The following is a 25,003-nucleotide window of genomic DNA, read 5'->3' as shown; positions in this document are numbered from 1 at the left end:
TAATTTGATCCGAACAATCTCAGGTTTCTCATCCATAAAATTACCTCACCAATTTAGATTTGATGAGGCAATCATACTGCCCGGCAAGGGGCAATCATATCCGGTCTGTTATTGGGTGCTTACATGTGACGGTGGCCTCGCTGCGTCCGGCGCCGGGTACCCGCCGCCGGATTTTTCAATTCTCACCGACTACCCCCAAAATATGCAAACTTGCGACACCTCATGTCACACAGGACCGGTATTCTAAATCATGAACAGAGACGCACATCGCATGGTTGCCGCGCAACCGGAAAGGACCATCACATGTCAGACTTCATCAAGCGTTTTAACCAAGAGGACTCTTTTGCCATTTGGCCGACCCCGCCGGCCGGCACCGACTTGACCACCCAGGTCGCGCGTAACGCGGCCTTCAAGGCGGCCTATCAGCCGGGCTACCCGGCCGCCGAACTGGCCGCGCTCGACGCACTGAACACGACCGAGTGGCAGGCCAAGATGGCCGCCGTGCGGTACGTGCTGGTTGGCCTGAACCCGGGCAACGCCGGCACGGCCGGCCACTTCAGCAACTTCCACGGCGCCGCCAAGAGCAACGACGCCAACCTGGCCGCCGTGGTGTCTGGCACCCCGGTTTGGGGGGCCTTCATGACCGATTTGTCGCAGACGCAAGAGAGTGACTCGAGTAAGGTCCGCGTCACGCCGGCCGACGTCGCCGCCTTGTACCGGCACCTCGATGCGCTGGGCATTCCCCAAGACGCGGTGGTGATTGCGTTGCACAGCTCGGTTGCCAAGGCGTTGGGCACGGCCGCTGCCCAGGCGCTGCGGCCATTTGACGCCGCCACGCAGGTGATTCCGCACTACTCTTACCTGTACCACAACCCGATTACGTCCTCCCAAAAGGCGCGTCGCACCATCGAGGCGCTGAGCGGTATGGCCGACTGACGCGAACACTGCGGGTTGGCGAGCCGAAAGCGTTTGACAGCGCATACAGGCCGGGCTACACTTGATTGGTGGGGTCGGCCGCAAGTTGTGCTGACCAATCAGACGCAGGAGGACACGAACATGGAATTAGCAGTGATTGATATCGGTGGGACGACCATCAAGTTTGCCCGCTGGGACGGCACGGCGCTTCAGGACCGGCACGCCGCCGGCACCCCGGCCGACCTCGAGGGGTTTTATACCCTGCTCAGCACGGAGGTCGCCCAGATGAAAAAGCGGGGGCCGCTGGCCGGCGTCGCGATTTCCTCACCCGGGGCCGTCAACCAGGCGACCGGCGTGATTGAAGGCGCCAGCGCGTTGCCGTACATCCACAACTTCGAAATCGTGCCCGAGCTCGAGCGCCGCTTCGGGTTGAAGGTTGCAATCGAAAACGACGCGAACTGCGCGGCCTTGGCCGAGGTCGACAGCGGCGCGGCGGCCGGCAAGTCGCGCGTGGCGGTGCTGGTTTTGGGCACCGGCGTCGGCGGCGCAATCATCGCCGACGGCCACATTGAGCACGGTCACCACCTGCTGGGCGGGGAGTTCGGCTACATGATGCAAAACGGCCGCACCCTCAGCGAGCAGGGTACGGCGGTGTCCGTCGGCAAGGCCTACCGCGAGGAAAGCGGGGAGAACCTGTCGGGCAAGGACGTCTTTGACCGCGCCGATGACCACGACCCGCTGGCCGTTAAGCTGACCGAGGCCTTGTACCAAAGCCTGGCCGAGGCAATTTTCAACCTTCAGTATAGCTTTGACCCCGAGGTGTTCCTGATCGGTGGCGGCATTTCGCGCAATCCCGCGCTGCTGCCCGGTATTCGTCGGCACATCGAGCAGGTGATGGCCTATGTCAAGATTGCGGATGTCACCCCGCAGGTCGCAAGCTGCAAGTACTTGGAAGCGGCCAACCTGATGGGTGCGATTGCCAACTTCAAGCAGCGCTACGCCGACTGAGCGTGGCAGAGCCGAGTGATCGGCTCTTTTTTTTACCCGCAATTACCTGTCGCGATACGGCACCACACCCGACGGTCAAACTATAAACACGAACATTAAAATCGCGATTAAACCAAATCGTTCCGAAACAAGGTTGAAAACGCGAACCATCCATGATAAACTCAAGGCAACTTATGAAAGCGGGTGACAGCTATGACCGTGGCGATTGTCATGGGGTCGGTGTCCGATTGGCCGACCATGAAGGAGACTGCAGCACTGCTTGATCAGCTTGGAATTGGCTACGTCAAACGGGTGATTTCGGCCCACCGAATGCCAGAGACGCTGGCGCAATTCGCGCAAGACGCGCGGGAAGCCGGACTCTCGGCCATCATCGCTGGGGCCGGCGGGGCGGCCCATTTACCCGGCATGCTGGCGGCCAACACGACGCTGCCGGTAATCGGGGTTCCCATTAAAACACGAACATTGAACGGCGTCGACTCGCTGCTGTCCATTGTCCAGATGCCAAGCGGGGTGCCGGTCGCGACCATGGCCATCGGTGAGGCGGGGGCCAAGAACGCCGCCCTGTTCGCCGCCAGCCTGCTCAGCGTCACCGACGCGGCGGTGGCCGCGCGGCTGGCCGCCTTCCGGGTTGCACAGACCCAGGCGGCGGCGGAAAGCGAGGCGGCCATTCTTGACTAAGGTGATTGTGCCCCCGGCCACCATCGGCATTGTCGGCGGCGGTCAGCTCGGTCGGATGCTGGTCCTGGCCGCCAAGGCGATGGGTTACACGGTCGGGGTGTTGGACCCCACGCCGCAAGCGCCGGCCGGTCAGGTGGCGGATTTTCAGGTGACCGCCGATTTTGCTGACACCGCGGCGCTTGAGCGGCTCGCCCGGGCCAGTGACGTGCTGACCTACGAGTTCGAAAACGTCGACCTCGCGGCCCTGGCAGACGCCCAACGCTTCGTCGCGCTGCCCCAGGGAACCCGCCTCTTGGCCATCACGCGCGACCGGCTGAGCGAGAAAACCTTCCTGCAGGAACACGGCATTCCCACCGCCAAGTTCGCCAGCGTCCCGAACGACGCCGCCCTGATTCCGGCCATTCACCGGGTGGGGGTGCCGAGCATCCTCAAAACCGCGACCGGCGGCTACGACGGTCACGGCCAAGTCGACATCTTGGGCTTCGATCAGCTGGAAGCGGCCAAGGCCCTGGCGGCCGAGACCCCCTGCATTTTGGAGGAACGGCTGGAGTTTCGCCGCGAACTGTCCTTGATGGTGACCCGCGACGGTTCGGACCGGGTGCGGTGTTTCCCCATCGTCGAGAACCGCCACGCCCAACACATTTTGCACGAAACCCTGGCGCCGGCACCGGGACTAGCACCGGCCCTGGCCCAGCAGATCAACGGGCTGGCGACCACCATCGCCAACGCGCTGGACCTGCGCGGGGTGCTGGGCATCGAGCTGTTTGAAAGCACCACCGGGATCGTGGTCAACGAGCTGGCCCCGCGGCCGCACAACTCGGGGCACTACTCGATTGAGGCCTGCAACCTGTCGCAGTTTGCCGCCCACATCCTGAGCATCTGCGGCCTGCCGCTGCCGCCAATCACGCTGAACACTTCGGCGGTGATGCGCAACCTGCTGGGGACTGACCTGGCGACGGCGCGGCTGGCCTGGCCCAAGCACCCGGAGTGGCACCTGCACGATTACGGGAAGGCAGAGGCCCGGCCCGGCCGCAAAATGGGCCATATCACGGTGTGTGGCGGAACGTTAGAGGCGCGACTGAAGGCGGTGGCCTTCAAGGAGGACAATTGTGAAAACTGAGTTACTGTACAGCGGGAAGGCCAAGCAGATGTACGCGACGGAGGACCCGACGGTGCTGTGGGTCGAGTACATGGATCAGGCCACGGCCCTGAACGGGAAGAAGAAGGTTCAGATTGAAGGCAAAGGCGCCTTGAACCGCCAGATCTCAAGCCTGCTCTTTGAGGAGCTCAATGCCAACGGGTTTGCCACCCATTACCTCAAGACGCTTGACGCCAACACCATGCTGGTGCGGCGCGTTGAGATGGTGAAGCTGGAGGCCGTGGTGCGAAACTTTGCGTCGGGCAGCTTCGCCCGCAAGTTCCAGACGGCCAATCTGTTGCCGCTGCGCCCGGCGGTTCACGAGTTTTACTACAAGTCCGACGCGTTGGACGACCCGTTCATCAACTCGGAGCAGGCGATCGCCCTGGGCCTGGCCGACGCGGCGACGATTGCCGAGATGCACCGCCAAAGCGACGCGGTCAACGCCTACCTGACGGCGCGATTCGATGGGATCGGCATCGACTTGGTCGACTTCAAGCTGGAGTTCGGCACCCTGCCGGACGGCACCCTGATCCTTGCCGACGAGCTGTCACCCGACAACTTCCGCCTGGTGGACCAGGCGACCGGCCAGTCGCTGGACAAGGATGTGTTTCGCAAGGACCTCGGGCCGCTGCAGCCCGTTTACCAAACCGTTTTGGACCGCCTGAAAGGAGCCCAACATGTATAAAGCCGAAATCGATGTGAGCTACAAGCCAAGCGTTCTGGACCCCAAGGCCGCGGTGATTCAAAACACCTTGCAGCGCCTGGGCCAGACCAACGTCCAAAGCGTGGTGGTGGGCAAGCACTTTGTCCTCACCCTGACGGCGGCCGATCAGGCGGCGGCCGAGGCCCAGGTTGATGCGATCTGCGACCAGATGCTCGCCAACGTGAACATGGAAAGTTACCGCTACACGGTGCAGGCGGTGACGGCATGAAGGCGGCGGTGGTCAGCTTTCCCGGCTCCAACTGCGACGACGACTTGATCTGGGCGCTTGAGACGGTTTGTCACCAAGCCGCGACCAAGGTCTTGGCCTCGGCCACGACGCTTGACGGCTTTGACCTGGTGCTGTTGCCCGGCGGCTTCTCTTACGGGGATTACCTGAGAAGCGGTGCGATCGCCAAGTTTGCGCCGATCATGGCCGCCGTGCGGGACTTTGCCGCGGCCGGCGGCTACGTGATCGGCATCTGCAATGGCTTTCAGATCCTGACCGAGGCGGGGTTGTTGCCCGGCGCCTTGCAGGCCAACACCTCACTTGAGTTTCGCTGCGCCCAGGCGCCGCTAGTCGTGGCCAACGCCGAGACGGCCTTTTCCAACGCCTACGCTGATGGCGCCACCATCACGCTACCGATTGCTCACGGGGAAGGCAATTACTACGCCGACCCGGCCACGCTAGCCGCGCTTGAGGCCAACCACCAGGTGGTGTTTCGCTACGCCGATAACCCCAACGGTAGCCTTAACGACATCGCCGGCATCGTGAACGCCCAAGGCAACGTGCTGGGCATGATGCCGCACCCGGAACGGGCGGTGGAGGCGCTGCTCGGCGGCACCGATGGCCTGGGCGTGTTCGACTCGCTGATGGCCGCAACGAAAGGAGAACCGCATGTCCAACACGCTTAGTCCAGAGGCGGTACAGGAACAAAAGCCATACTTGCAGTGGGGCCTGACCGAGGCGGAGTACGACCGTTACGCCGCGTTGCTCGGTCGGCTGCCGACTTACACGGAAATCGGCCTGGCATCGGGCATGTGGAGCGAGCACTGCGCCTATAAGTACTCCAAGCCCGTGCTCAAAACCTTCTGGACCCACAACGACCGGGTGTTGATGGGGCCCGGCGAAGGTGCCGGGGTGATCGACATCGGCGAGGGCAAGGCCGTGGTGTTTAAGGCCGAAAGCCACAACCACCCGAGCGCCGTTGAGCCATACGAAGGGGCGGCGACCGGTGTCGGCGGCATCATCCGCGACATTTTCTCCATCGGGGCCAAGCCGATCGCGGTGCTCGACGCGCTGGCCTTCGGCGACCCGCAGGACCCGCACCAAAAACAGCTGATCGACGGCGTGGTCGCCGGCATCGGCGATTACGGCAACGCGATCGGCATCCCTAACCTCGGCGGCGAGGTTCGCTTCAGCGCCGCCTACACGAAAAACCCGCTGGTTAACGCGATGTGCGTCGGCGTGATGGACAAGGCCAAGATCCAAAAGGGGAAGGCCGCCGGCGTCGGCAACGCCTTAATCTACGTCGGGGCCAAAACCGGCCGCGACGGCATCAATGGCGCGAGTTTCGCCTCGGCCGAGTTCTCCGCGGAGGAGGCGGCCGACCGCTCGGCGGTTCAGGTCGGCGACCCGTTCATGGAAAAGCTCGTGATGGACGCCTGCCTGGAGGTGACCCGCGATTACCAAGATCAGCTGGTCGGGATGCAGGACATGGGCGCCGCTGGGCTGGTGTCCTCCACGGTTGAAATGGCGGGTAAGGCCAACTCCGGCATGGTGCTTAACCTCGACTTGATTCCCCAGCGCGAGCCGAACATGACGCCGTTTGAAATCATGCTCAGCGAGTCGCAGGAGCGCATGATGCTGTGCGTTCAAAGCGGGGCGGAGGACGCGATCATCGCGGTGTTCAAGCGCTACGACCTGGATGCCGTGGTTTGCGGCCACGTCGAGTCCGGCCACCGCTACCGACTGCTGCACCGCGGCGAGGTCGTGTGCGACGTGCCGGTCAGTGCCTTGACCACGGATGCCCCGGTTTACCACCAAGCAAGCCGCAAGCCGGCGCGGCTAGCCGACCCGGCGCCGCACTGGCAGCCGGTGATTGACGACGCCCGGGCCACGCTGGAGGCGCTGCTTCAAGACCCCAACGTGGCCGACAAGCGCTGCATTTTCCGCCGCTACGACGCGCAGGTGCAGACCAACACGGTGCTTGCGCCAGGCGCCGACGCCGGGGTGGTGCGGGTTCGCGGCACCCACCGGGCGCTTGCGATGACCGCCGATTCCAATGGGCGCTACCTGGCCTTGGATCCCGAAATCGGCGGGGCCATCACGGTGGCCGAGGCCGCCCGTAACCTGGTGGCGACTGGCGCGGAGCCTTTGGGCATCACCGACTGCCTGAACTACGGCGACCCGACCAAGCCCGAGATGTTCTACGAGCTGGCCGAATCCGCCAAGGGCATCGTCGCGGCCACCAAGGCGCTGAACACGCCGGTGATTTCCGGCAACGTCTCGCTTTACAACGAAACCTCGGGCGTCGCCATCGACCCGACGCCGATGATCGGCATGGTCGGACTGATCGAAGACCTCACCGCCATCGGTACCCCGGGCTTCAAGCAGGGCGCTGATTGGATCTACCTGATCGGCGAGACGCGGGCCGACTTTGACGGCTCGCTGCTGCAGGTGCTTGAAACCGGCGGCGTGGCCGGCAGTCTGCGGCCGCTGGACCTGGTCGCCGAAAAGCGCAATCAGGACCTGGTGCTGGCCGCCATCCGCGGCCACCTGACCACCGCGTCGCACGACGTGGCCGACGGCGGGTTGCTGGTGGCCCTAGCCGAAATGAGCTTCCCCGCGGGCATCGGCGCGACGCTCGACGTCGCGCTACCGCAGGCCCAGCTCTTTGCCGAGAGCCAAGGCCGCTTCCTGGTGACGGTGCCGCAAAACCACCAGGCCGCCTTTGAGGCGCTGGCCGGCCCGCTGGCCACCCGCATCGGCACCACCGGTGGTGCCGACCTGGTGGTGCAGGCGCTAGACGGCCGCGTGGCGGCACCGGTCGCGGCCTTGAAACAACTCAACTTGGAGGGACTTGCATGCCAGCTGAAGTGACCGAAGTCAAGAGCCTGAACGAGGAATGCGGCGTCTTTGGCATTTGGGGCGATCCCCACGCCGCGGCCATCACCCACCTGGGGCTTCACACCTTGCAGCACCGCGGCCAGGAAGGCGCCGGCATCGTCGGCAAAACCCCGGCCGGGTTGCGGCGCCACTATGGCTTTGGCCTGGTGTCCGAGGTGTTCGCCGATCCGGCCGACCTCAAGCAGCTGGCCGGCACCGCCGCGCTGGGTCAAGTGCGATACGCGACGGCCGGCGGCGCGATTCTCGAGAACATTCAGCCGCTGCTGTTTCGCTTTTCCGACACCGCGATGGCGCTGGCCCATAACGGCAACCTGACCAACGCCCAGAGCCTGCGAGCGGCGCTTGAGGCCGATGGGGCCATTTTTCAGTCGACCTCGGACACCGAGGTGCTGATGCACCTGCTGCGCAGAAGCCCCGCCAGCACGGTCAAAGAGCAGCTCAAAGACGCCCTTAACCGGGTTCACGGCGGCTTCGCCTTCGTACTGCTGACTGAACAGGCGATGTACGCGGCGGTGGATCCCAACGGCTTTCGGCCGCTGGTCATCGGTCGCCGGCTTGATGGCGGCGTGATTGTCTGCTCCGAAACCGCGGCGTTGACGGCGGTGGGGGCCGAGTTCCTGCAGGACGTGCAGCCCGGTGAGCTGGTCACCATCACCGATGCCGGCTGGACCACCGAGCCCTACACGGACCACACGCAGCTTGCGGTGTGCTCGATGGAGTACATCTACTTCGCCCGGCCGGACTCCGAGATTCACGGCGTCAACGTGCATCAGGCCAGAGTCGCGATGGGGCGGCGCCTGGCGCGGGAGCAGCCGGCGCAAGGCGACATCGTCGTCGGGGTGCCGAACTCCTCTTTGTCGGCTGCCATCGGTTACGCCAGGGAAAGCGGCATTCCCTACGAGCTGGGACTGGTCAAAAGCCAGTACGTCGCGCGGACTTTCATTCAGCCGACCCAGGCGCTGCGGGAACGCAGCGTTCGGCTAAAGCTGTCGGCGGTCCGGGCGGTGGTGGCCGGGAAGTCCGTCGTGCTGGTCGATGACTCGATCGTTCGCGGCACCACCGCGATTCAGCTGGTGCAGCTGCTCAAGGACGCCGGGGCAACCGCGGTTCACCTGCGCATCGCCAGCCCGCCGCTGCGCTTCCCGTGCTTTTACGGCATCGACATTCAGTCCACCAAGGAGCTGTTCGCGGCCAACCACAGCGTCGCCGAGATGAAGCAGGTGCTGGGGGTGGATTCGCTCGGGTTCCTGTCGGTGGCCGGACTGGTTGAAAGCGTGGCGCTGCCGACTGACGCGCCGAACGGCGGCCTGTGCGTCGCGTACTTCACTGGCGAGTACCCAACCGGGCTGGACGATTACGCCGCCAACTTGGCCAAAGAGTTGACGCACCTTTCGATCAACGTGAAGGAGGTTTTTGCATGAGCATCGATTACCGTCACGCCGGCGTCAACATCGACGCCGGGGCCGAGGTGGTCCGCCGCATCGCCCCGCTGGCCAAGGCCACGCAAAATGACAACGTCTTGGCCAACATCGGCGGCTTTGCCGCCGCTTACCGGCTGCCGACCGTGCCGGAGCCGGTGCTGGTGACGGCCACCGACGGGGTCGGCACCAAGCTGCTGCTGGCGCTGCAGTGTGAGTCGCACGACACCATCGGCATCGACCTGGTGGCGATGGTCGCCAACGACCTGCTGGCCAACGGCGCCAAGCCGCTGTTTTTCCTTGATTACCTGGCCACCGACGCCTTGCTGCCCGAGCGGGTCGAAACCATTGTGCGGGGCATCGCCTATGGTTGCAGCCAGGCCGGCATGGCCCTGATCGGTGGCGAAACCGCCGAGATGCCGGGGATGTACCCCCAGCAGCACTACGATCTCGCCGGTTTTGCCGTCGGCCTGGCCAGCGCCGGCCGGCTGCTACCGAGCCAAGTCGCGGCCGGCGACGTCCTGATCGGTCTGCCGTCCAGCGGCGTTCACAGCAACGGCTTCTCGCTGGTGCGTGAGCTTCTGGCGGAGACCAACCTGGGCAACCTGCCGCTGAGCGACGGGCGGGAGATGACCGCGGCGCTGTTGGCCCCGACCAAGATCTACGTCCAAGACGTCTGGCCGCTGATCGCCGCCGGACTGATCCACGGCGCCGCCCACATCACCGGCGGCGGCTTCACCGACAACGTGCCGCGAATGCTGCCCAGCCACCTGGCCGCCGCCATCGCGGCCGGCGCCTGGCAGTGGCCGGAGCTGTTCTCGCGGCTTCAAGAGGCCGGCTCACTCAGCCTGGCGGAGATGCGCCGCACCTTCAACTTGGGCATCGGCATGGTGCTGGCGGTGGCGCCAAAAGACGCGAAGACCGTGCTGGCCCGGCTGCCCCATGCAGTGACCATTGGGCGCGTGGTGCCGCGCGACGGCCAGGGAGTGACGTGGACCGCATGAAAAAGCTGATAGTCTTTGCCTCAGGCACCGGCAGCAACTTTCAGGCGCTGGCGGATCACCTGCGGACTCGGTCGGACGTCGCCATCGGCGCCTTAGTTTGTGATAAGCCCCAGGCCGCGGTGATCGGCCGGGCCCAGGCGCTGGGCATTCCGGTGATCACCATCGACTACCGGGCCTACGCGAGCAAGGCGGCAGCCGAGCAGGCGCTGCTTGCGCGGCTGCCGGCCGCCGACCTGGTGGTGCTGGCCGGCTTCATGCGCATCGTCGGCCCGACGCTGCTGGCGGCCTTTCCCGACCGCATCATTAACCTCCACCCGGCGCTGTTGCCGAGCTTTCCCGGCCGCACCGGCATCGAGGACGCTTGGCGCTACGGCGTGAAGGTGACCGGCGTGACCGTGCATTACGTTGACGCCGGCATCGACTCGGGCCGCATTATCGCCCAGGCGCCGGTGGCGATAGCCGTTGGGGAGTCGCTGGCTCACCTGGAGGCGCGAATCCACGCGGTGGAGCACGACCTGCTGCCGCGGACTGTTGACCAACTCATTTTAAAAGGAGCGATTTGAATTGAAACGAGCCTTACTCAGTGTTTCCGACAAAACCGGCCTGGTGACCTTCGCCCAGGGCCTGCTAGACCGCGGCTTCGCCCTGGTGTCCACGGGCGGCACCAAGCGGGCGCTGACCGACGCCGGACTTGCCGTGACCGCCGTTGAAGACGTCACCGGCTTCCCCGAAATGCTTGACGGCCGGGTCAAGACGCTCCACCCAAAGATTCACGCCGGCATTCTGGCCAAGCGCGACTCGGCAACCCACATGGCGGCCTTGGTCGAGCATGACATCACGCCGATCGACGTGGTCTGCGTCAACTTGTACCCCTTTGCCGAGACCATCCAGCGGCCCGGCGTGACGCGTGAGCAAGCCATCGAGCAGATCGACATCGGCGGCCCGAGCGCCTTACGCGCGGCGGCCAAGAACAGCGACAGCGTCTGGGCCGTGGTGGATCCCGCGGATTACCCGGCGGTGTTGGCCGGGCTCGACGCCCAAGACGCCGAATTGCGTGCCCAACTTGCCGCCAAGGTCTTTGCGGTGACGGCGGCCTACGACGCCCAGATTGCCGCCTACCTGAACCCGGAGCCGTTCCCGACCCTGTACACTCCGACTTACCGCAAGCTCGAGGACCTGCGCTACGGGGAAAACAGCCACCAGCAGGCCGCCTTTTACGCGGCACCGAACGCGCCGAAGGAATCGCTGGTGAACGCGGTGCAGTTGCACGGCAAGGCCTTGTCTTACAACAACATCCGCGACGCCGACGCGGCCCTGGCGATGCTCAACGAGTACCAGGCGCCGGCGGTGGTGGCGGTCAAGCACATGAACCCCTGCGGCATCGGGGTGGCCGATACGATCGAGGCGGCCTGGGACAAGGCCTACGCGGCGGATCCCACCTCGATTTTCGGCGGCATCATCGCCTTGAACCGCACCGTCGACTTGGCGACGGCGACCAAAATGCACGCGCTGTTCCTGGAAATCGTGATGGCACCGGCCTTTGACCCCGACGCCTTGGCGGTGCTCAGCAAAAAGAAGAACCTACGCGTGATGACCGTTCAGCTGGCCGCGCCGGAGCCGGCTCACATCGAAGCCACGCCGGTGCTCGGCGGGGTGCTTTTGCAAACCACCGACGCCGCGGTTGAGGGGCCAGACGACGTGACCGTGGTGACCAAGGTGGCGCCAACGCCCGAGCAGCTGAGGGCCCTCTTGTTTGGCCAGCAGGTGGTCAAACACGTGAAGTCCAACGCCATCGTCGTGGTCAAAGACGGCCAGACGCTCGGCATCGGGGCCGGGCAGATGAACCGCATCGGCTCCGTTGAAATCGCGCTGAAGCAGGCACAGGGTAACGCGAACTTCGCCGGCGCCGTGCTGGCCTCGGACGCGTTCTTCCCGATGGCCGACTGCGTGGAATACGCCGCCAAGCACGGCATCCGCGCGATCATTCAGCCCGGCGGCTCGATTCGCGACCAGGACTCGATCGATGCGGCCGACACATACGGCATCGCGATGGTGGTGACCGGGGTGCGGCACTTCAGGCACTAAGGCGAAAGGGGACGGGCAAACATGGTCAACGTATTAGTCATCGGAGCCGGGGCGCGTGAGGCCGCCCTCGGTCGTGCGTACCTCGCCTCGCCTCAAGTCGCTCAAGTCTACGTGGCCCCGGGCAATCCCGGCATGGCACTGATCGGGCTGACGCCGGTGGCCATCGACGTCATGGCCTTCGACGCGCTGATTGCCTTTGCCAAGGCGCATGTGTCGCTGACCTTCGTCGGCCCGGAGCAGCCGTTGGCCGCCGGCCTCGTCGACGCCTTTGAGGCCGCCGGACTCCCGGTGTTTGGACCGACTCAGGCCCTGGCGCGACTTGAGAGCTCCAAGCAGTTCGCCAAGGCCTTCATGGCCCGGCACCACCTGCCAACCGCCAAGGCGACCGTCGTGGCGGATCTGGCGGCCGGCCAGGCGGCGATTGCCAAACACGCCTTGCCGGTGGTGATCAAGGCCGACGGGCTGGCGGCCGGCAAGGGCGTCGTAGTGTGTGAGACCGAAGCGGCCGCCGTGGCGGCCCTGACCCACGCGTTGGCCGGTGGCGACAAGCCCGTGCTCATCGAGGATTACCTGGCGGGGCAGGAGGCGTCGGTGCTGGCGATGTTCAACGGCCGAACGCGCGTCTTGTTCCCACTGGCCCAGGACCACAAGCGCCGGTTCGCCGGTGACGCCGGCCCCAACACCGGCGGCATGGGTGCGATCAGCCCGGCCCCGCAGTTCACCGCCGCCCAGCACGAGCAGGCGACGGCGCTGGTTGACGCAACGCTGGCCGGGATGGTCGAAGACGGCCTGAGCGGCTGCGGCGTGATCTACCTAGGGCTGATGTTCACGGCCGCCGGCCCCAAGCTGCTGGAGTACAACGTGCGGTTCGGCGACCCCGAGACGCAGGTGCTGCTGCCGCAGGTCCAAAACGATTTTTACGCGCTGACCCAAGACCTCCTGGCCGGCAGCGACCAGCCGCTTAAGCTCGACGGTCGTACTTACTGCGGCGTGGTCGCCGTCCATCCGGCCTACCCGGGCGACGTCAGCGCGGCCCTGCCGGTGGTGACGCCCAGTGCCGCGGCGCTTGATTACTGGCTACCGGCCGGGGTGAGCGGCACCGCCAACGCGCTTGAAACCGCCGGTGGCCGGGTGTTCACCGTGATTGGGGCCGGCCAAACGCTGGCGGCCGCCCAGCTTCAGGCTTACGCCCGGCTGGCCCCGCTCTTGGGCCAGCTGGCGATGCGCCAAGACATCGGCGACAAGGGCCGCCACGTGTCGGGCACGGCGTGAGCCTTGATTTTTGATTCCGCAACCGGGTGGCGAGGGGCCACCCGGTTTTGTGTGTCAGCCCCCACATTTTGTACCTGCGAGGCGGTCAAGACTACATCTTGCGGTGAATCTGTGGTAGCATGGTACTCAGAAATGGAGTGAGTGCTGTGCCCAAAACATTACCGAATGATCCCAAGCCGATGGAGTGGCTGGCCTCCGACTGGTCGCAGGGCTACGTCGCCAGCTACAAGCCTTTCACCTTCGTCGACGGTGAAGGGGTGCGTTGCAGCATCTACGTGTCGGGCTGCAAGTTCGCCTGCCCGGGTTGCTACAACAAGGTTGCCCAAAACTTTCACTACGGCAGCCCCTACACCCAGGAGCTGGAGGATCGCATCATCTCAGACCTCGGCCAAAGCTACGTGCAAGGGCTGACGCTTTTGGGCGGCGAGCCGTTCTTGAACACCGCGGTGTGCTTGCAGCTGTGCCGCCGGGTGCGAGCAGAGTTCGGCCACACCAAGGATATTTGGAGCTGGACCGGCTACAAGTGGGACGAGCTGTTGCAGGATTCGCCAGACAAGCTGGCGCTGCTGGGCCTGCTGGACATTCTGGTCGACGGCCGCTTCCTTGAGGCCCAAAAGGATCTGACCCTGCAGTTTCGCGGCAGCAGCAACCAGCGCATCATCGATGTGCCGGCGTCGCTTGCGGCCGGCACCGTCAAAATCTGGCCGCGGCTGGTTCGCTGACCGCTCCCAGGCGGCCCGAGCGGCTTGCGGGTTCCTCGCGTCAGCGGCAGTCAAAAACCCGGCCCCTTCGTCGTGCTTGGACGAAGGGGCCGGGTTTTGACTGCCGGTCAATGTTTCAGCTGGGGCTTGGTCAGGGTGCTGCCGCTTTCGCCGTAGTAGGCCAGGTGGGGGAAGTGGAGCGTCACCGTGGTGCCGGTGCCGACCGTCGAGGTGATGGTCAGGTGGTGGCCCAGCTTCTCGCTCAGCTGGGCGGCCAAGTACAGGCCCAGGCCCGTGGACTTTTGGTTGGCGTTGCGGCCGTTGGTGCCGGTGAACCCTTTTTCAAACACGCGGTGCAGTTCGTCTTGGGGGATGCCGATGCCGGTGTCTTGCAGGGCCAGGGTGACCGCGTCGTTGCCGGCCGCGATGGTCGCCACCAGCTTGCCGCCCGGCGCCGTGTACTTCAAGGCGTTGGAGATGATCTGGGCGAGAATGAAGCCCAGCCACTTGCTGTCGGTCACCACCGTCGCGTCGCCTTGGGCCTCAAAGCTGATGTGACGGGCGATGAAGCTGTTGCGCTGGGCGACAATCGCCGCGTCCAGCACCGGGCGCAGCCGGTACTCGCGCAGCAGGTAGTCCTTGGAGAAGCTGTCGAGGCGCGAGTAGTAAAGCACCTGCTCGACGTAGTGGTCGATTGCGTCCAGCTGCAGGGCCATGTCGTCCAGCGGCTGCTCCGGGGCCTGGCCATCCAGGCTGTCGACCAGCAGGGTGCTGGCGGCCAGTGGCACCTTGATCTCGTGAACCCAGGAGTCGATGAAGGCCTTTTGATCCGCCTGGGCGGCCAAAAGCGCCGAGCGGTCCTGCAGATGCGCCTGCAGCACGTGGTTGTAGGCCGTCACCACCGCCTGCTCGCGCCGGTTGCTGGCGGCCGGCAGCGGCCAGTCCAAGGCGTTTTGACCGGCGGCCGCGCGGTCCTCCAGCTGGCGCTTGAAGCGCCGCTCGCGCCGCGCCTGCCACCACACCGCAAAGGCGGCGGCGAGCAGGGCCAACGCCGCCATGTAGACCAAGGTGCTGGCGTTCACCCGCTGGCCGGGATCCAGCCAGATGCCAAAGCAAAAGAGGATTAGGCCCAGCACAAACAACAGGAGCTGCCCGACGTGGTCTTGCAAGTAATCGCGCATGTTGACCTCCTTGTTAAGGGACGATGTAGCCCTGGCCGACCTTGGTTTCGATGTAATCCGGCAGCCCCGCGTCGGCAATCTTGCGGCGCAGCCGGTTGATGTTGACCGTCAGGGTGTTGTCGTCGACGAACCGCTCGTCTTGCCACAGGTCCTTGAGCAGCCGGGAGCGGCTGACCGTGGTGCCATGGGCCCGCATCAGAATCTGCAGCAGCTTGTACTCGTTTTTGGACAGGTTGATCTGCACGTCGCCGACCGCGGCCATGCCGTTTTGCAGGCTGAGGGTCAGCCCGTTGTGGGTCAAGGCGTCGCCGGCGGCATCGCCGTAGTTGTAGGTGCGGCGCAGCAGGGCGTTGATCTTGGCAATCAGCACCTCGATGGCAAAGGGCTTGTTGACGAAGTCGTCGGCCCCGAGGTTCATCGCCATCACCATGTCCATGTTGGTGTTGCGGCTGGAGATGAAAATCACCGGCACCTGGCTGGTCGCGCGGATCTGCTGGACCCAGTAGTACCCGTCGTAGACCGGCAGGTTGATGTCGAGCAGCACAAGGTCCGGCTTGGCCGCGGCGAATTGCGCCCCGACGGTGTTGAAGTCGGTGACCGTGACGGCCTCAAACTGCCACTTCGTCAAGGCGTTGGCGATGAGCTCAGAAATGGTGTGGTCGTCCTCCACAATCATGATTTTAAACATTGGCTACCTCCGATTACCTCCATGTTACTGGTAAAACATGTTTCAAACAAGTCTGGTAAAATGAGGGGGACGCCTGCATTCGTCGCAGGCGGTGAAGGGAGCGCTTATGCGAGTCGTGCGTGTGGAACACCTCAGTAAAATCTACGGCCACCGGTTCAACCGAGTGGCGGCCCTCAACGACCTGAGCTTTGGCATCGATGCCGGGGAGTTCGTCGGCATCATGGGGCCCAGCGGTGCCGGCAAGTCCACGCTGTTGAACCTGCTGGCGACCATTGACACCCCGACCAGCGGCAGCGTCTGGGTGGCCGGCGCCGAGCTTGCGACCATGAGCGAGTCTGCGATGGCTGCCTACCGCCGCGAGCAGCTCGGCTTTATCTTTCAGGAGTTCAACCTACTGCCCGATTTGACGGTGGCCGATAACATCACGCTGCCGCAGACCTTCGTGCCGCCGCGGCCTAAGGACCTCGATGCCCGGCTGGCCCACATTGCCGACACCCTGGGGCTGACGCGGCTGCTCGGACGCTACCCGGATCAGCTTTCTGCCGGCCAGCGCCAGCGGGTGACGGCGGCCCGGGCGGTTTTGGGCAAGCCCAGCTTGATTCTGGCGGACGAGCCGACCGGCAGCTTGGATTCGATGGCGGCCACGGAGCTGTTGCAGTACCTGACCAAGCTGAACCTCGAGGAGGACGTGACCATCCTGATGGTGACCCACGACGCCTTCACCGCAAGTTTTTGCAACCGGATTATTTTCATCCGCGACGGGGCCTACTTCGCCGAGGTGACAAGGCGCGGCAGCCGGCAGCAGTTCTTCAATAGCATCATCGACATGGAAGCGACCATCAATGGGGGAGGGCGGCACCGTGCGGCAGTTGATCGGACGTGACTTGAGGCGCCACGCCACCACCACCTGGCTGTTCGCCCTGATGGCCGGGGCCATCATCGCGGTGCTTTACGCGGTGCTTGCGATGACCGAAGACCAGCGGCTGATGGCGCGGTTGGACGCCGGCGCCTTGACACCGGACATGGTGCCGGCCTTTTTGGTGTTCACCGTCGTCGTGATCTTGCTGTTCACCATCGTGTTTCTGCTTTACATGAACGCGGTGCTGGTGGCCCGGCGCGACCGCGAAATCGGGGTTTACCGCCTGTTGGGGCTGTCGGCCCGCCGGGTGGGAGTCAGCCTTGTCGTGCAGGCCCTGATCCAGGGGGCGGTGGCGCTTGGCGTCGGGCTGACACTTGGGGTATTGTTGTCCAAGTTCTTCGTGATGGGGTTGGTGCGGCTGATGGGGCTTGGCATCACCACCGGGCTGTTGTGGTCGCCGCGTGCGGCCCTCGAGCTGGTCGCGCTGTTTGCGCTCGTCTACCTCGTGCTCGGGGTCATCAACGCGCTGTACGTCACCGCCAGCCCCCTGAAGCGACCGCTGTGGCGAGCCGGTCAGAACCCAACACTTGAGCCTTTGACCGGGTGGCGCGTGGTGTGGGCGCTGCTCGGGGCGGCGCTGCTGATGGCGGCGCATATCGGCGCCTACAACCTGATCGGCTGGACGTACCGGCTGAACGACGCGCGAAGCCTCTTTCTGCTGTGGGGTGGCATCATCATGGCGGGGCTTGCCGGCACCGCCATGATGTTTCGCCACACGCTGCCGGTGGTGGTCGCAGCGCTGAGCCAGACGCGGCTCAAGCGCCGCGCCACCGCGCTTTTGGCGCTGGTGGATCTGCGTCGGCGGCTGCGCAACAACAGTCAGTCGCTGTTTTTGACCACGATGCTGGCGACGCTGACCATGACGGTGCTGGGTTCCGGGGCGATGCTGTACCAGTTCAGCCAGGCGACCGTGCAGCAGTCGATCGCCATGGACGCGGTGGTGTCCACCCACGGCCGCACCGCCTTCATGAAAAAGCTGCAGCCAGGCTGGGTGCAGCGGCACGTGACGCTTGACACGAAGCTTGCCGCCGGCCAACTGGCCAGCGCGGCCGATCCGGACGGCGACCGCACGATTTACAACGTAATCGCCCAAAGCGCCTACCGCCGGGTGCAGCGCGACCAGCCGGACCTGCCGAACGTCGCCTTGAGCGGTGACCAGGCGCTGCTGGTCGTTTACGGCCGGGCCCTGATGCAAAACACCTGGCTGAAGCACCGCTCGGGCTGGCGGGTGCGGCTTTCCCGCACCAACACGGCGCTTACGGTCACCCAGTTCACCAGCCGCTACCCGCTGGGGGCCGACGCCTACTTCGACCGGGCCCTGGTGGTGACCGATGCCGTTTACGACGCCTTAGCGGCCCCCCAGGACGTGTTGCACGGCTATGCGCTGCGGCACGAGGCCGCAGTGGGGCACTTCCTGGCGGCGCTTGATTCGGCCGACCCGGCGGATTACGTCTCCTTTGACCAAGCGGCCTTGAAGGGCAAAAAAGCACTGCGCCAAAGCAAGACGGCCAAAGAGGCCGCGCAACTCTCGCGCAGTGCGGTAAACTTGAGGCGGCCGATGGTCAAGGTGATGAACGCGACCTTTGGGCTGGGGCTCTTCATTGCGGTCTTGACCGGCTTCGTGTTCCTGGTCGCCACCGCCAGCATCTTGCTGATGAAGCAGCTGCTGGTTCAGACCCAAACCGAAAGCGCCAGCGCGACGCTGCGCCAGCTGGGGATGCCCGAGGCGAGCCTGCGCCGGGTGCTGTGGCTTGAGACGCTGACGGTGTTCCTCTTGCCGCTGGCCTTTGGCACCGTCAACACCAGCTTGGTCGTGCGGCTGATCGGCATCATGCTGGACGACCCCGGCGTGGGCATGGTGGCGCTGGTCATCGCGGTGTTCGCCGGCGTCTACCTGGCCTTCGCCGGCCTGACGGTGCGGCTGTCGCTGCTTGCGTCAGACTCGCGCCGCTGATCAGGCGGTTGGCGTCTTTTTGAACAGGTCTGCCAGCGTCAGCGGCCGCTTGTCCTCGTGCTCGTCAAAGTCCGGCGCCGTGGCGTTGGGGTCGCTGATGCGGTAGGCCGCCTCGTGGTAACCCAGGCCCTGGCCGGCTAGCTTGATGAACGGGGTCAGCGGCGCGTACAGCGGTGTTCCCTTGGCGGCGAACACGTCGAGGCGCCGCTGCCAGGCCGAAAGCAGCACGAATTCGAGAATCTTGCTTTGGGTCTGGAGCAGCCACATGCCCTCAAGGCCGCTCAGGCGGTCGGACTGCTCGACGAGCTTGCGGGCTTCGGCGGCAAAAATCGGCGCGTCATCCTTGCTCAGGCGAAAGTAGGCGACGTGAACGTAGCCGGTTTCGGGCAACGCGCCTTGCCGAGCCAGCACCGTGCCGCGCATCGGCGCGGCGAAGTGGGCGGTGCCGCTTGGGTCCAGCAACGCGCCGCTTTGGCCCTGCACCAGGCCGTCCAGCAGCAGCATGTGCTGCGGGTTTTGCCGCAGCAAACGCTTTAGGTAATATCGTGTCCCCAGTGTCATTTGTACTTTATTGGTCATGAGACCACCTCCAAACCAAGTCTAACACGCTTTCATTCCGGAAAGGGGAAATTGAACCGATGAAATTAACAATTTTGGGTTATTACGGGGGCTACCCCGACCACGGGGTGGGCACCAGCGCCTACCTGGTCGAAAGCGGGGACTACCGCCTGCTGATGGACTGCGGCAGCGGCGCGTTGCTGGCGCTTGAGCAGGTTTGTCCGCCCGAGCAGCTGGACGGGGTGTTGCTGACCCACTACCACCACGACCACGCCGCCGACGTCGGGGTGCTGCAGTACTACTACCAGCTGCACCAAGACGACCAAAAAACGCTGCCGCTGCCGATATACGGTCACACCAAGGACCCCTTGAACTTCGCGGCCTTGACCTTCGGCGGCTTCACCCGCGGGGTCGGCTACACGGCAGACACCACGCTTCACCTCGGGCCGCTTGAGCTGACCTTCCTGGAAACCGAGCACCCGGTGCCGGCCTTTGCGGTGCGAATCCGCGAAACCACCACGGGCAAAGTGCTGGTCAACACGTCGGACACCCGGGCCTTCCCGGCGCTTGCGCCCTTCGCCCAAGGCGCCGATCTGCTGATGGCCGACACCAATTTCCTCGCCGCTCATCCCGCCCCGCTGTGGCACCTGACGGCCACGCAGGCCGGCGAGCTGGCCCAGGCCGCCGGGGCCAAGGCGCTGCTGTTGACGCACCTGCCGCAGCAAGTGGCGCTGCCAAAACTTCTGGCCGAGGCCCAGGCGGCGGCCGGTGCGGTGCCGACATCACTGGCCTCAACCAAAAAAGTAATACACATTTAAGCTGAAAATTATTTTTCGGTTTTAGGCGAGACGGGTGGGGTGGCAAGACGCCGGGCCTCGCCAGTGTTTCACCCGATCCGACCGGCGATCGTCGCGGCGACGATTGCCGGGACGAACGACTGTGCGAGCAGCTTCCCACAAAAATAATTTTTCAAATGTGATTGTTTACGCTTACTTCAATCCTTTATAATTAACGGGTAGACAAGTTGGATTCGACCCGCACAGATTGGAGCGATAGCTATGATCCTGTTATTCACATCCCCGAGTTGCACGTCCTGTCGCAAGGCGCGGCTGTGGCTGAACGCCCGGCACATTGCCTATCAGGAACGCAACGTGGTGGCGGATCCGCTGCAGCCGGAAGAACTCAAGCGGATCATGGCGATGACCGAAGAAGGCACCGCCGAGATCATCTCAACTAGGTCCAAGACGTTCATGGAGCTGAACCTCGATCTCGAGTCTTTGACCACCAACCAACTAATCGCGCTGGTGGTCGCGCATCCCGGGCTGCTGCGGCGGCCGATCATCATGGATGAAAAGCGGCTGCAGGTGGGCTTCAATGAAGACGAGATGCGCCGCTTCCTGCCGCGCGAGGTTCGCGCCGTCGAGCTGCAGCAAGCGCAGCTGCTCGCCGGTTTTTAGCCACATGTCCCCGTTAACAGCACCGGCCGCCGTCGGTGCTGTTTTGGTGCGGTCGGAGTGGCCGCCTGGCGCAGACACTTGTATTTAGTCAGTGGGATGCTTGCATTCTGGCAGGGGGACGCGTAGAATGTCCAAGCGATGGGACTTTCACAGTCACCATATTTGCTGGCAAAGTGAGGTGCAATCATATGGAAATGGAACGCATCAACGACAACACGATTCGCGTCTTACTGGGCAACGAGGACCTTGCCGAACGCGGCATCACGGTTTTGGACCTGCTCGGCAACCACAAGCAGATCGAAAACTTCTTCTACGGTATTCTGGACGAGGTCGACCAAGACCACAGCTTCTCCACCGACGCGGCGGTCACCTTCCAGGTGATGCCAAGCCAGTCCGGGCTGGAGCTTCTGATCAGCCGCTCGCAGCAAGATGCGGACGACGACGGTGCGGACGACCAGACCGAAGATGCACCGGATACGGATATCGGGGTGCCGGACTTCATCCGCTCGCAGCTCAACCAGCTGGACACCGCCGACGAGGACGCCTCGGACGAAGGTAGCTACATCTCGGTCAACGACGAGGGCAAAGAGGAGCTGGTGCTTGAGCTCGGCGACTTTGAGGCCTTCATCGGCCTGGCGCAGGCACTGCGGCTCGAGGGCGCGTCAAGCGACCTTTACAGCTACAATCACCACTACTACCTCGTGTTGACCTTCTACCCCAACCACGTCACGCCGGAAGACGCCAAGGATCAGATCGCGGTGGCCCTGGAGTACGGCGACAAGGTCGCGATTTCAAGCGCCGTGTTGTCCGAGTACGGCGAGCTTTTGATGCCGACCAGCGCCTTGGAAACCGGTCGGTACTACTTCAAGTAATCACCCGCGGCGAATCGTTGATTCGCCGCTTTTTTTTGACGCGGTGCTGACGGTTGACGCCGCCTTGCCAAAATGGTTAGATGAAGGCGGCGCCGCGATGGCGGCGTATTCGCGGCCAGCGATTGGTCGAATAAAGGAAGACGAACATGGCAAAAGAAGTCCGGTTTCACAGCGTGTTTGACATTATCGGGCCGGTGATGGTGGGGCCCAGCTCCTCGCACACCGCCGGCGCCGCCAGGATTGGGAAGGTGGTGCGTAACATTTTCGGCGAGCAACCGGAACGCGTCGACATCTACCTCTACGAGTCCTTCGCCAAAACCTACCGCGGCCACGGCACCGACATCGCGCTGGTCGGCGGCCTCTTGGGCATGGATCCGGACGACCGGCGGCTGCCCGACTCGCTGCGGCTGGCCCATGAAGCGGGGATCAAGGTGACCTTCGTGCCCAAAAGCGACAAGGTCGACCACCCGAACACCGCGCGGATTATTTTGAAGAAGGGCAGTCGCCAGCTGTCCGTCCTCGGGGTGTCGATCGGCGGTGGCAACATTCAGATTTCCGAAATCAACGGCTTCAAGATCACACTGGCGATGGGGACGCCGACCTTCGTCACCGTTCACCAGGACGTGCCGGGGATGATCGCCGCGGTGACCAACGTCTTGAGTGCGGCCAACGTGAACATCGGCACGATGACCGTCACCCGCGAGGCCAAGGGCGACAAGGCGATTATGATCCTCGAGGTGGATGACCGCAGGCCGGATCTGACCGCGGCGATTCGCGCGTTGCCGCACGTCGACAACGTCACGTACTTTGAGTAGGAGGGTGCCATGTTTAACACAATCAAGGCGTTAGTCGAACAAAGCGCGGCCTACTCATCGGTGGCCGCCTTCATGGTCGCGACCGAGGCGCAAAACAGCGGTCGCACCCCGGCGCAGATTCGCGCTATCATGGGCCGCAACCTCGACGTGATGGCCCAGTCGATCGACGAGGGGATTCAAGGGGTGAAGTCGGTGACCGGGCTGACCGGCGGCGACGCCAAAAGGCTGCACCAGTACCTCGAAAACGGCGACTTTTTCCTCGGCGCCACCGTGCTTGAGGCGGTGCAAAACGCCGTGGCCGTCAACGAGGTCAACGCCAAAATGGGCCTGATCTGCGCCACGCCAACCGCCGGCAGCGCCGGCGTGGTGGCCGGCTGCCTGGTGGCGGTGACCAAAAAGCTTGCGCTGACCCGAGAGCAGCAGATCGACTTTCTGTTCACCGCCGGCGCCTTCGGGTTGGTGATTGCCAACAACGCCGGCATTGCCGGGGCGGAAGGTGGGTGTCAGGCCGAGGTCGGCTCCGCCAGCGCGATGGCCGCCGCGGCCCTGGTCTGCGCCAAGGGCGGTACCGCCGACATGGCCGCCCAGGCGGTGGCGATGTCTTTGGCCAACCTGATGGGGCTGGTCTGCGACCCGGTGGCCGGGCTGGTCGAGGTGCCTTGCGTCAAGCGCAACGCGATGGGGGCCAGCCAGGCCTTCGTCAGCGCCGACATGGCCTTGGCCGGGATGCGCTCGGTGATCCCCCCAGACGAGGTGATCGCGGCAATGGATCAAGTCGGCCGGCTGATGCCGTCGGTGTTCAAGGAAACCGCGGAAGGCGGCCTGGCCGCAACGCCGACCGGCCAGAAGCTGCGCCACCAGATTTTTGGGGATTAGCCGGTTGGATGCTGGTCAGTCGTGCCGGCTTGCGAGCTTAAGATTTGACAGCTGCCTTGGCAGGGCTTACATTATAATCAGATGATTGTCAACGGGCAGGGAAAACGCCGCGGCCGCGGCGCTTGCAACTCTACTGTCTATGGGGAACGGTCCGGGACATAAGCATTCCCAGTACCCCACCCATGCCATGCCGTACCAGGCAACAACGTCGACGTTTTCGTGCAACGGTCCCCTCCGATTGGGACCGACCACCAGGGTGTGGACCACCATCCGCCTGCCGCACAGTCCGGTGCCTACTCGCTTGCGAGGTAGCTGCGGTGCCGACTGACAGGGGGCTTGTCCCACGATACCGCGCAGCGATGCGATGATCCGGGGACGACGGCACAAGAACGCAAGGCAGCAACCAAAAGACCGAGGCTGCCGCGGGTGAACCCCCGCGGTGGCTTCGGCGTGTCCGGCACAAATCTTGTGCCGGTTTTTTTGGCGCCAGGCGCCAAAAAGGCCCCTGCCGGTGGCTGCCGGCAGGGGCCCAACGAGAATGCGGTGGCTACAGCGTCTTCAGCTGCCCTTGGAAGTCCTGAATCGTGGCGTACCCCTTGGCGGTCATTTCGGCCTCCAGCTCCTGGGTCAACCGGGTGAAGGCTGGCAGGCCTTCTTCCTGCAGCACGGTGCCGAGTGACACCAGGCTGGCGCCGCACAAGATCAGCTCGTAGACGTCGCGGCCGGTGGTCACGCCGCCGGTGCCGATGATCGCGATGTCGTCGCGCAGGCGCTGGCGGAAGGCGCGAACGTTGGCCAGCGCAATCGGCTTGGCGTAGGCGCCGCCGATGCCGCCAAAGCCGCCCTTGGGCAGAATTAGCGCAGTGTCGGTCGCGGCATCGATGGCCAGGCCGTTGCCCAGCGAGTTGATCGAGTTGATGAAGGTCAGCGGGTAGCGGTTCAGCAAGGCGGCCATCGCGTCGAACTGGGCGAGGTCGAAGAACGGCGGTAGCTTGATGCCGGCCGGCTTCTTGAAGACCTTGAACAGGTCGTCCAGGATGTGCTCGGTGGTGGTCAGGTCGTAGGCAATCTGCGGCTTGCCCGGCACATTGGGGCAGCTGAGGTTGAATTCCGTCAGGCCGGTGAAGTCGCTGGCCTGAATCACCGCGGCCATCTCGGCGTAATCGGCCGGGCCGGTGCCGGCGATGGAGAGAAAAATCGGCCGGTCGGGGTGGGCCGCCTGAAAAGCAATCGCGTAGTCCAGGTAGTAGCGAAAGCCCTTGTTGGGCAGGCCCATCGAGTTGATGGAGCCTAACTCAAGGCTAGCGTAGCGGGGGGCCGGGTTGCCGTCACGCGGCTGCAAGGTGCCGCTTTTGGTGACCAGGGTGCCGGCCGGGCTCTGGGCGACTTCGTCCAGCTCCGCGGCGGTCATGCAATGCACCCCGCTGGCGTTCATCAAAACGTTGTTGAACTGAAAGCTTCCAATCGATGTGTGTAAGTTGACCACGATATCGCTCCTTTGGGTGGGTTGACAGGTCCATTACCCGTCATTAAAGCACAAAAAAGCCGGCTTGACTAGTAAAAGCCGAACCGGCACCGCAAAATCGCAGTTTAATCAGGTTTGTGACGCGTTAAACCGGCAGCCTCCCGAT

At 64.1% G+C, this 25,003-nt stretch carries 25 protein-coding genes; 21 read left to right on the top strand and 4 right to left on the bottom strand.

Annotated features, from left to right (window positions below; genetic code table 11):
- Positions 1–303: 303 nt before the first annotated feature.
- The 14 genes from NUH19_RS02080 (at position 304) to nrdG (ending at position 14,073) form a co-directional block, all read left to right on the top strand.
- Positions 304–936 carry a hypothetical protein gene (locus tag NUH19_RS02080; RefSeq protein WP_262314890.1) on the top strand — a complete coding sequence of 211 codons (633 nt, stop codon included), beginning with the start codon at positions 304–306 and terminating at the stop codon, positions 934–936.
- A gap of 120 nt (positions 937–1,056) precedes the next feature.
- On the top strand, positions 1,057–1,923 hold the full coding sequence (locus NUH19_RS02075; RefSeq protein ID WP_262314889.1) for an ROK family protein: 867 nt from the start codon (positions 1,057–1,059) through the stop codon (positions 1,921–1,923).
- Positions 1,924–2,115: 192 nt separating this feature from the next.
- Positions 2,116–2,601 carry a 5-(carboxyamino)imidazole ribonucleotide mutase gene (gene purE / locus NUH19_RS02070; protein ID WP_262314888.1) on the top strand — a complete coding sequence of 162 codons (486 nt, stop codon included), beginning with the start codon at positions 2,116–2,118 and terminating at the stop codon, positions 2,599–2,601.
- Positions 2,594–3,721, top strand: coding sequence for a 5-(carboxyamino)imidazole ribonucleotide synthase (purK, locus tag NUH19_RS02065; protein WP_262314887.1), 1,128 nt, complete (start codon positions 2,594–2,596; stop codon positions 3,719–3,721). The genes purE and purK overlap by 8 nt, the downstream gene beginning before the upstream one ends.
- A complete protein-coding gene (purC, locus tag NUH19_RS02060) occupies positions 3,711–4,427 on the top strand; it encodes a phosphoribosylaminoimidazolesuccinocarboxamide synthase (protein ID WP_262314886.1) in 717 nt (238 codons plus the stop codon). Before purK ends, purC begins: the two co-directional genes overlap by 11 nt.
- The gene (gene purS / locus NUH19_RS02055) at positions 4,420–4,674 is read left to right on the top strand and encodes a phosphoribosylformylglycinamidine synthase subunit PurS (RefSeq protein ID WP_262314885.1); all 255 of its coding nucleotides are present in this window, start codon (positions 4,420–4,422) and stop codon (positions 4,672–4,674) included. The genes purC and purS overlap by 8 nt, the downstream gene beginning before the upstream one ends.
- Positions 4,671–5,357: a phosphoribosylformylglycinamidine synthase subunit PurQ gene (gene purQ / locus NUH19_RS02050; RefSeq protein WP_262314884.1), complete on the top strand. Its 687-nt coding sequence runs from the start codon at positions 4,671–4,673 to the stop codon at positions 5,355–5,357. The genes purS and purQ overlap by 4 nt, the downstream gene beginning before the upstream one ends.
- The gene (purL, locus tag NUH19_RS02045) at positions 5,341–7,545 is read left to right on the top strand and encodes a phosphoribosylformylglycinamidine synthase subunit PurL (protein ID WP_262314883.1); all 2,205 of its coding nucleotides are present in this window, start codon (positions 5,341–5,343) and stop codon (positions 7,543–7,545) included. Before purQ ends, purL begins: the two co-directional genes overlap by 17 nt.
- Positions 7,530–8,993, top strand: coding sequence for an amidophosphoribosyltransferase (purF, locus tag NUH19_RS02040; protein ID WP_262314882.1), 1,464 nt, complete (start codon positions 7,530–7,532; stop codon positions 8,991–8,993). Before purL ends, purF begins: the two co-directional genes overlap by 16 nt.
- Positions 8,990–9,994, top strand: coding sequence for a phosphoribosylformylglycinamidine cyclo-ligase (purM, locus tag NUH19_RS02035; RefSeq protein ID WP_262314881.1), 1,005 nt, complete (start codon positions 8,990–8,992; stop codon positions 9,992–9,994). The genes purF and purM overlap by 4 nt, the downstream gene beginning before the upstream one ends.
- Entirely contained in the window at positions 9,991–10,557 is a 567-nt protein-coding gene (gene purN / locus NUH19_RS02030) for a phosphoribosylglycinamide formyltransferase (protein WP_262314880.1), read from the top strand. Before purM ends, purN begins: the two co-directional genes overlap by 4 nt.
- Before the next feature lies 1 nt (position 10,558).
- Positions 10,559–12,079 carry a bifunctional phosphoribosylaminoimidazolecarboxamide formyltransferase/IMP cyclohydrolase gene (gene purH, locus NUH19_RS02025; RefSeq protein WP_262314879.1) on the top strand — a complete coding sequence of 507 codons (1,521 nt, stop codon included), beginning with the start codon at positions 10,559–10,561 and terminating at the stop codon, positions 12,077–12,079.
- 21 nt (positions 12,080–12,100) lie between these two features.
- The gene (gene purD / locus NUH19_RS02020) at positions 12,101–13,351 is read left to right on the top strand and encodes a phosphoribosylamine--glycine ligase (RefSeq protein ID WP_262314878.1); all 1,251 of its coding nucleotides are present in this window, start codon (positions 12,101–12,103) and stop codon (positions 13,349–13,351) included.
- Between the two features lie 179 nt (positions 13,352–13,530).
- Positions 13,531–14,073, top strand: a complete 543-nt coding sequence (gene nrdG, locus NUH19_RS02015) for an anaerobic ribonucleoside-triphosphate reductase activating protein (protein ID WP_262314906.1) — start codon at positions 13,531–13,533, stop codon at positions 14,071–14,073.
- Positions 14,074–14,180: 107 nt separating this feature from the next.
- Here nrdG and NUH19_RS02010 read toward each other — a convergent pair whose 3' ends face one another.
- Both NUH19_RS02010 and NUH19_RS02005 read right to left on the bottom strand, forming a co-directional pair.
- Positions 14,181–15,233, bottom strand: coding sequence for a sensor histidine kinase (locus NUH19_RS02010; RefSeq protein ID WP_262314877.1), 1,053 nt, complete (start codon positions 15,231–15,233; stop codon positions 14,181–14,183).
- A gap of 13 nt (positions 15,234–15,246) precedes the next feature.
- Positions 15,247–15,921 (bottom strand): response regulator transcription factor, encoded by a 675-nt coding sequence (locus NUH19_RS02005; protein WP_262314876.1) that lies wholly within the window; start codon positions 15,919–15,921, stop codon positions 15,247–15,249.
- Between the two features lie 106 nt (positions 15,922–16,027).
- On the opposite strand from NUH19_RS02005, the gene NUH19_RS02000 reads away from it, so the two are divergent.
- A complete protein-coding gene (locus tag NUH19_RS02000) occupies positions 16,028–16,804 on the top strand; it encodes an ABC transporter ATP-binding protein (protein ID WP_262314875.1) in 777 nt (258 codons plus the stop codon).
- Complete coding sequence (locus NUH19_RS01995; protein WP_262314874.1) at positions 16,782–18,794, top strand: FtsX-like permease family protein; 2,013 nt, start codon at positions 16,782–16,784, stop codon at positions 18,792–18,794. Before NUH19_RS02000 ends, NUH19_RS01995 begins: the two co-directional genes overlap by 23 nt.
- Here the strand turns inward: NUH19_RS01995 and NUH19_RS01990 are convergent, their stop codons facing one another.
- Entirely contained in the window at positions 18,795–19,373 is a 579-nt protein-coding gene (locus NUH19_RS01990; RefSeq protein WP_262314873.1) for an antibiotic biosynthesis monooxygenase family protein, read from the bottom strand.
- 59 nt (positions 19,374–19,432) lie between these two features.
- Between NUH19_RS01990 and NUH19_RS01985 the strand changes: the two genes are divergently transcribed.
- The 5 genes from NUH19_RS01985 to sdaAA all read left to right on the top strand — a co-directional run bounded on the left by NUH19_RS01985 (position 19,433) and on the right by sdaAA (position 23,372).
- A complete protein-coding gene (locus NUH19_RS01985) occupies positions 19,433–20,170 on the top strand; it encodes an MBL fold metallo-hydrolase (RefSeq protein ID WP_262314872.1) in 738 nt (245 codons plus the stop codon).
- A gap of 240 nt (positions 20,171–20,410) precedes the next feature.
- A complete protein-coding gene (spx, locus tag NUH19_RS01980; protein ID WP_262314871.1) occupies positions 20,411–20,809 on the top strand; it encodes a transcriptional regulator Spx in 399 nt (132 codons plus the stop codon).
- A 188-nt stretch (positions 20,810–20,997) separates the two neighbouring features.
- Positions 20,998–21,681, top strand: a complete 684-nt coding sequence (locus tag NUH19_RS01975; RefSeq protein WP_262314870.1) for an adaptor protein MecA — start codon at positions 20,998–21,000, stop codon at positions 21,679–21,681.
- A 146-nt stretch (positions 21,682–21,827) separates the two neighbouring features.
- Positions 21,828–22,496 carry an L-serine ammonia-lyase, iron-sulfur-dependent subunit beta gene (sdaAB, locus tag NUH19_RS01970; RefSeq protein ID WP_262314869.1) on the top strand — a complete coding sequence of 223 codons (669 nt, stop codon included), beginning with the start codon at positions 21,828–21,830 and terminating at the stop codon, positions 22,494–22,496.
- A gap of 9 nt (positions 22,497–22,505) precedes the next feature.
- Positions 22,506–23,372 (top strand): L-serine ammonia-lyase, iron-sulfur-dependent, subunit alpha, encoded by an 867-nt coding sequence (sdaAA, locus tag NUH19_RS01965; protein WP_262314868.1) that lies wholly within the window; start codon positions 22,506–22,508, stop codon positions 23,370–23,372.
- Between the two features lie 547 nt (positions 23,373–23,919).
- Here the strand turns inward: sdaAA and NUH19_RS01960 are convergent.
- A complete protein-coding gene (locus tag NUH19_RS01960) occupies positions 23,920–24,858 on the bottom strand; it encodes a dihydroorotate oxidase (protein WP_262314867.1) in 939 nt (312 codons plus the stop codon).
- Positions 24,859–25,003: the final 145 nt, after the last annotated feature.

Source organism: Lacticaseibacillus parakribbianus (genome assembly GCF_025490915.1).
Taxonomy (GTDB): Bacteria; Bacillota; Bacilli; order Lactobacillales; family Lactobacillaceae; genus Lacticaseibacillus; species Lacticaseibacillus parakribbianus.
This window is presented reverse-complemented; position numbering and strand designations above follow the sequence as displayed.

Excerpts from the sequence above, each read along its gene's own strand:
- NUH19_RS02080 (WP_262314890.1), top strand. The coding sequence starts at position 304 with ATGTCAGACTTCATCAAGCGTTTTAACCAAGAGGACTCTTTTGCCATT.
- NUH19_RS02075 (WP_262314889.1), top strand. The coding sequence starts at position 1,057 with ATGGAATTAGCAGTGATTGATATCGGTGGGACGACCATCAAGTTTGCC.
- purE (WP_262314888.1), top strand. The coding sequence starts at position 2,116 with ATGACCGTGGCGATTGTCATGGGGTCGGTGTCCGATTGGCCGACCATG.
- purS (WP_262314885.1), top strand. The coding sequence starts at position 4,420 with ATGTATAAAGCCGAAATCGATGTGAGCTACAAGCCAAGCGTTCTGGAC.
- purQ (WP_262314884.1), top strand. The coding sequence starts at position 4,671 with ATGAAGGCGGCGGTGGTCAGCTTTCCCGGCTCCAACTGCGACGACGAC.
- purL (WP_262314883.1), top strand. The coding sequence starts at position 5,341 with ATGTCCAACACGCTTAGTCCAGAGGCGGTACAGGAACAAAAGCCATAC.
- purF (WP_262314882.1), top strand. The coding sequence starts at position 7,530 with ATGCCAGCTGAAGTGACCGAAGTCAAGAGCCTGAACGAGGAATGCGGC.
- purM (WP_262314881.1), top strand. The coding sequence starts at position 8,990 with ATGAGCATCGATTACCGTCACGCCGGCGTCAACATCGACGCCGGGGCC.
- purN (WP_262314880.1), top strand. The coding sequence starts at position 9,991 with ATGAAAAAGCTGATAGTCTTTGCCTCAGGCACCGGCAGCAACTTTCAG.
- purD (WP_262314878.1), top strand. The coding sequence starts at position 12,101 with ATGGTCAACGTATTAGTCATCGGAGCCGGGGCGCGTGAGGCCGCCCTC.
- nrdG (WP_262314906.1), top strand. The coding sequence starts at position 13,531 with ATGGAGTGGCTGGCCTCCGACTGGTCGCAGGGCTACGTCGCCAGCTAC.
- NUH19_RS02010 (WP_262314877.1), bottom strand. The coding sequence starts at position 15,233 with ATGCGCGATTACTTGCAAGACCACGTCGGGCAGCTCCTGTTGTTTGTG.
- NUH19_RS02005 (WP_262314876.1), bottom strand. The coding sequence starts at position 15,921 with ATGTTTAAAATCATGATTGTGGAGGACGACCACACCATTTCTGAGCTC.
- NUH19_RS02000 (WP_262314875.1), top strand. The coding sequence starts at position 16,028 with ATGCGAGTCGTGCGTGTGGAACACCTCAGTAAAATCTACGGCCACCGG.
- NUH19_RS01990 (WP_262314873.1), bottom strand. The coding sequence starts at position 19,373 with ATGACCAATAAAGTACAAATGACACTGGGGACACGATATTACCTAAAG.
- NUH19_RS01985 (WP_262314872.1), top strand. The coding sequence starts at position 19,433 with ATGAAATTAACAATTTTGGGTTATTACGGGGGCTACCCCGACCACGGG.
- spx (WP_262314871.1), top strand. The coding sequence starts at position 20,411 with ATGATCCTGTTATTCACATCCCCGAGTTGCACGTCCTGTCGCAAGGCG.
- NUH19_RS01975 (WP_262314870.1), top strand. The coding sequence starts at position 20,998 with ATGGAAATGGAACGCATCAACGACAACACGATTCGCGTCTTACTGGGC.
- sdaAB (WP_262314869.1), top strand. The coding sequence starts at position 21,828 with ATGGCAAAAGAAGTCCGGTTTCACAGCGTGTTTGACATTATCGGGCCG.
- sdaAA (WP_262314868.1), top strand. The coding sequence starts at position 22,506 with ATGTTTAACACAATCAAGGCGTTAGTCGAACAAAGCGCGGCCTACTCA.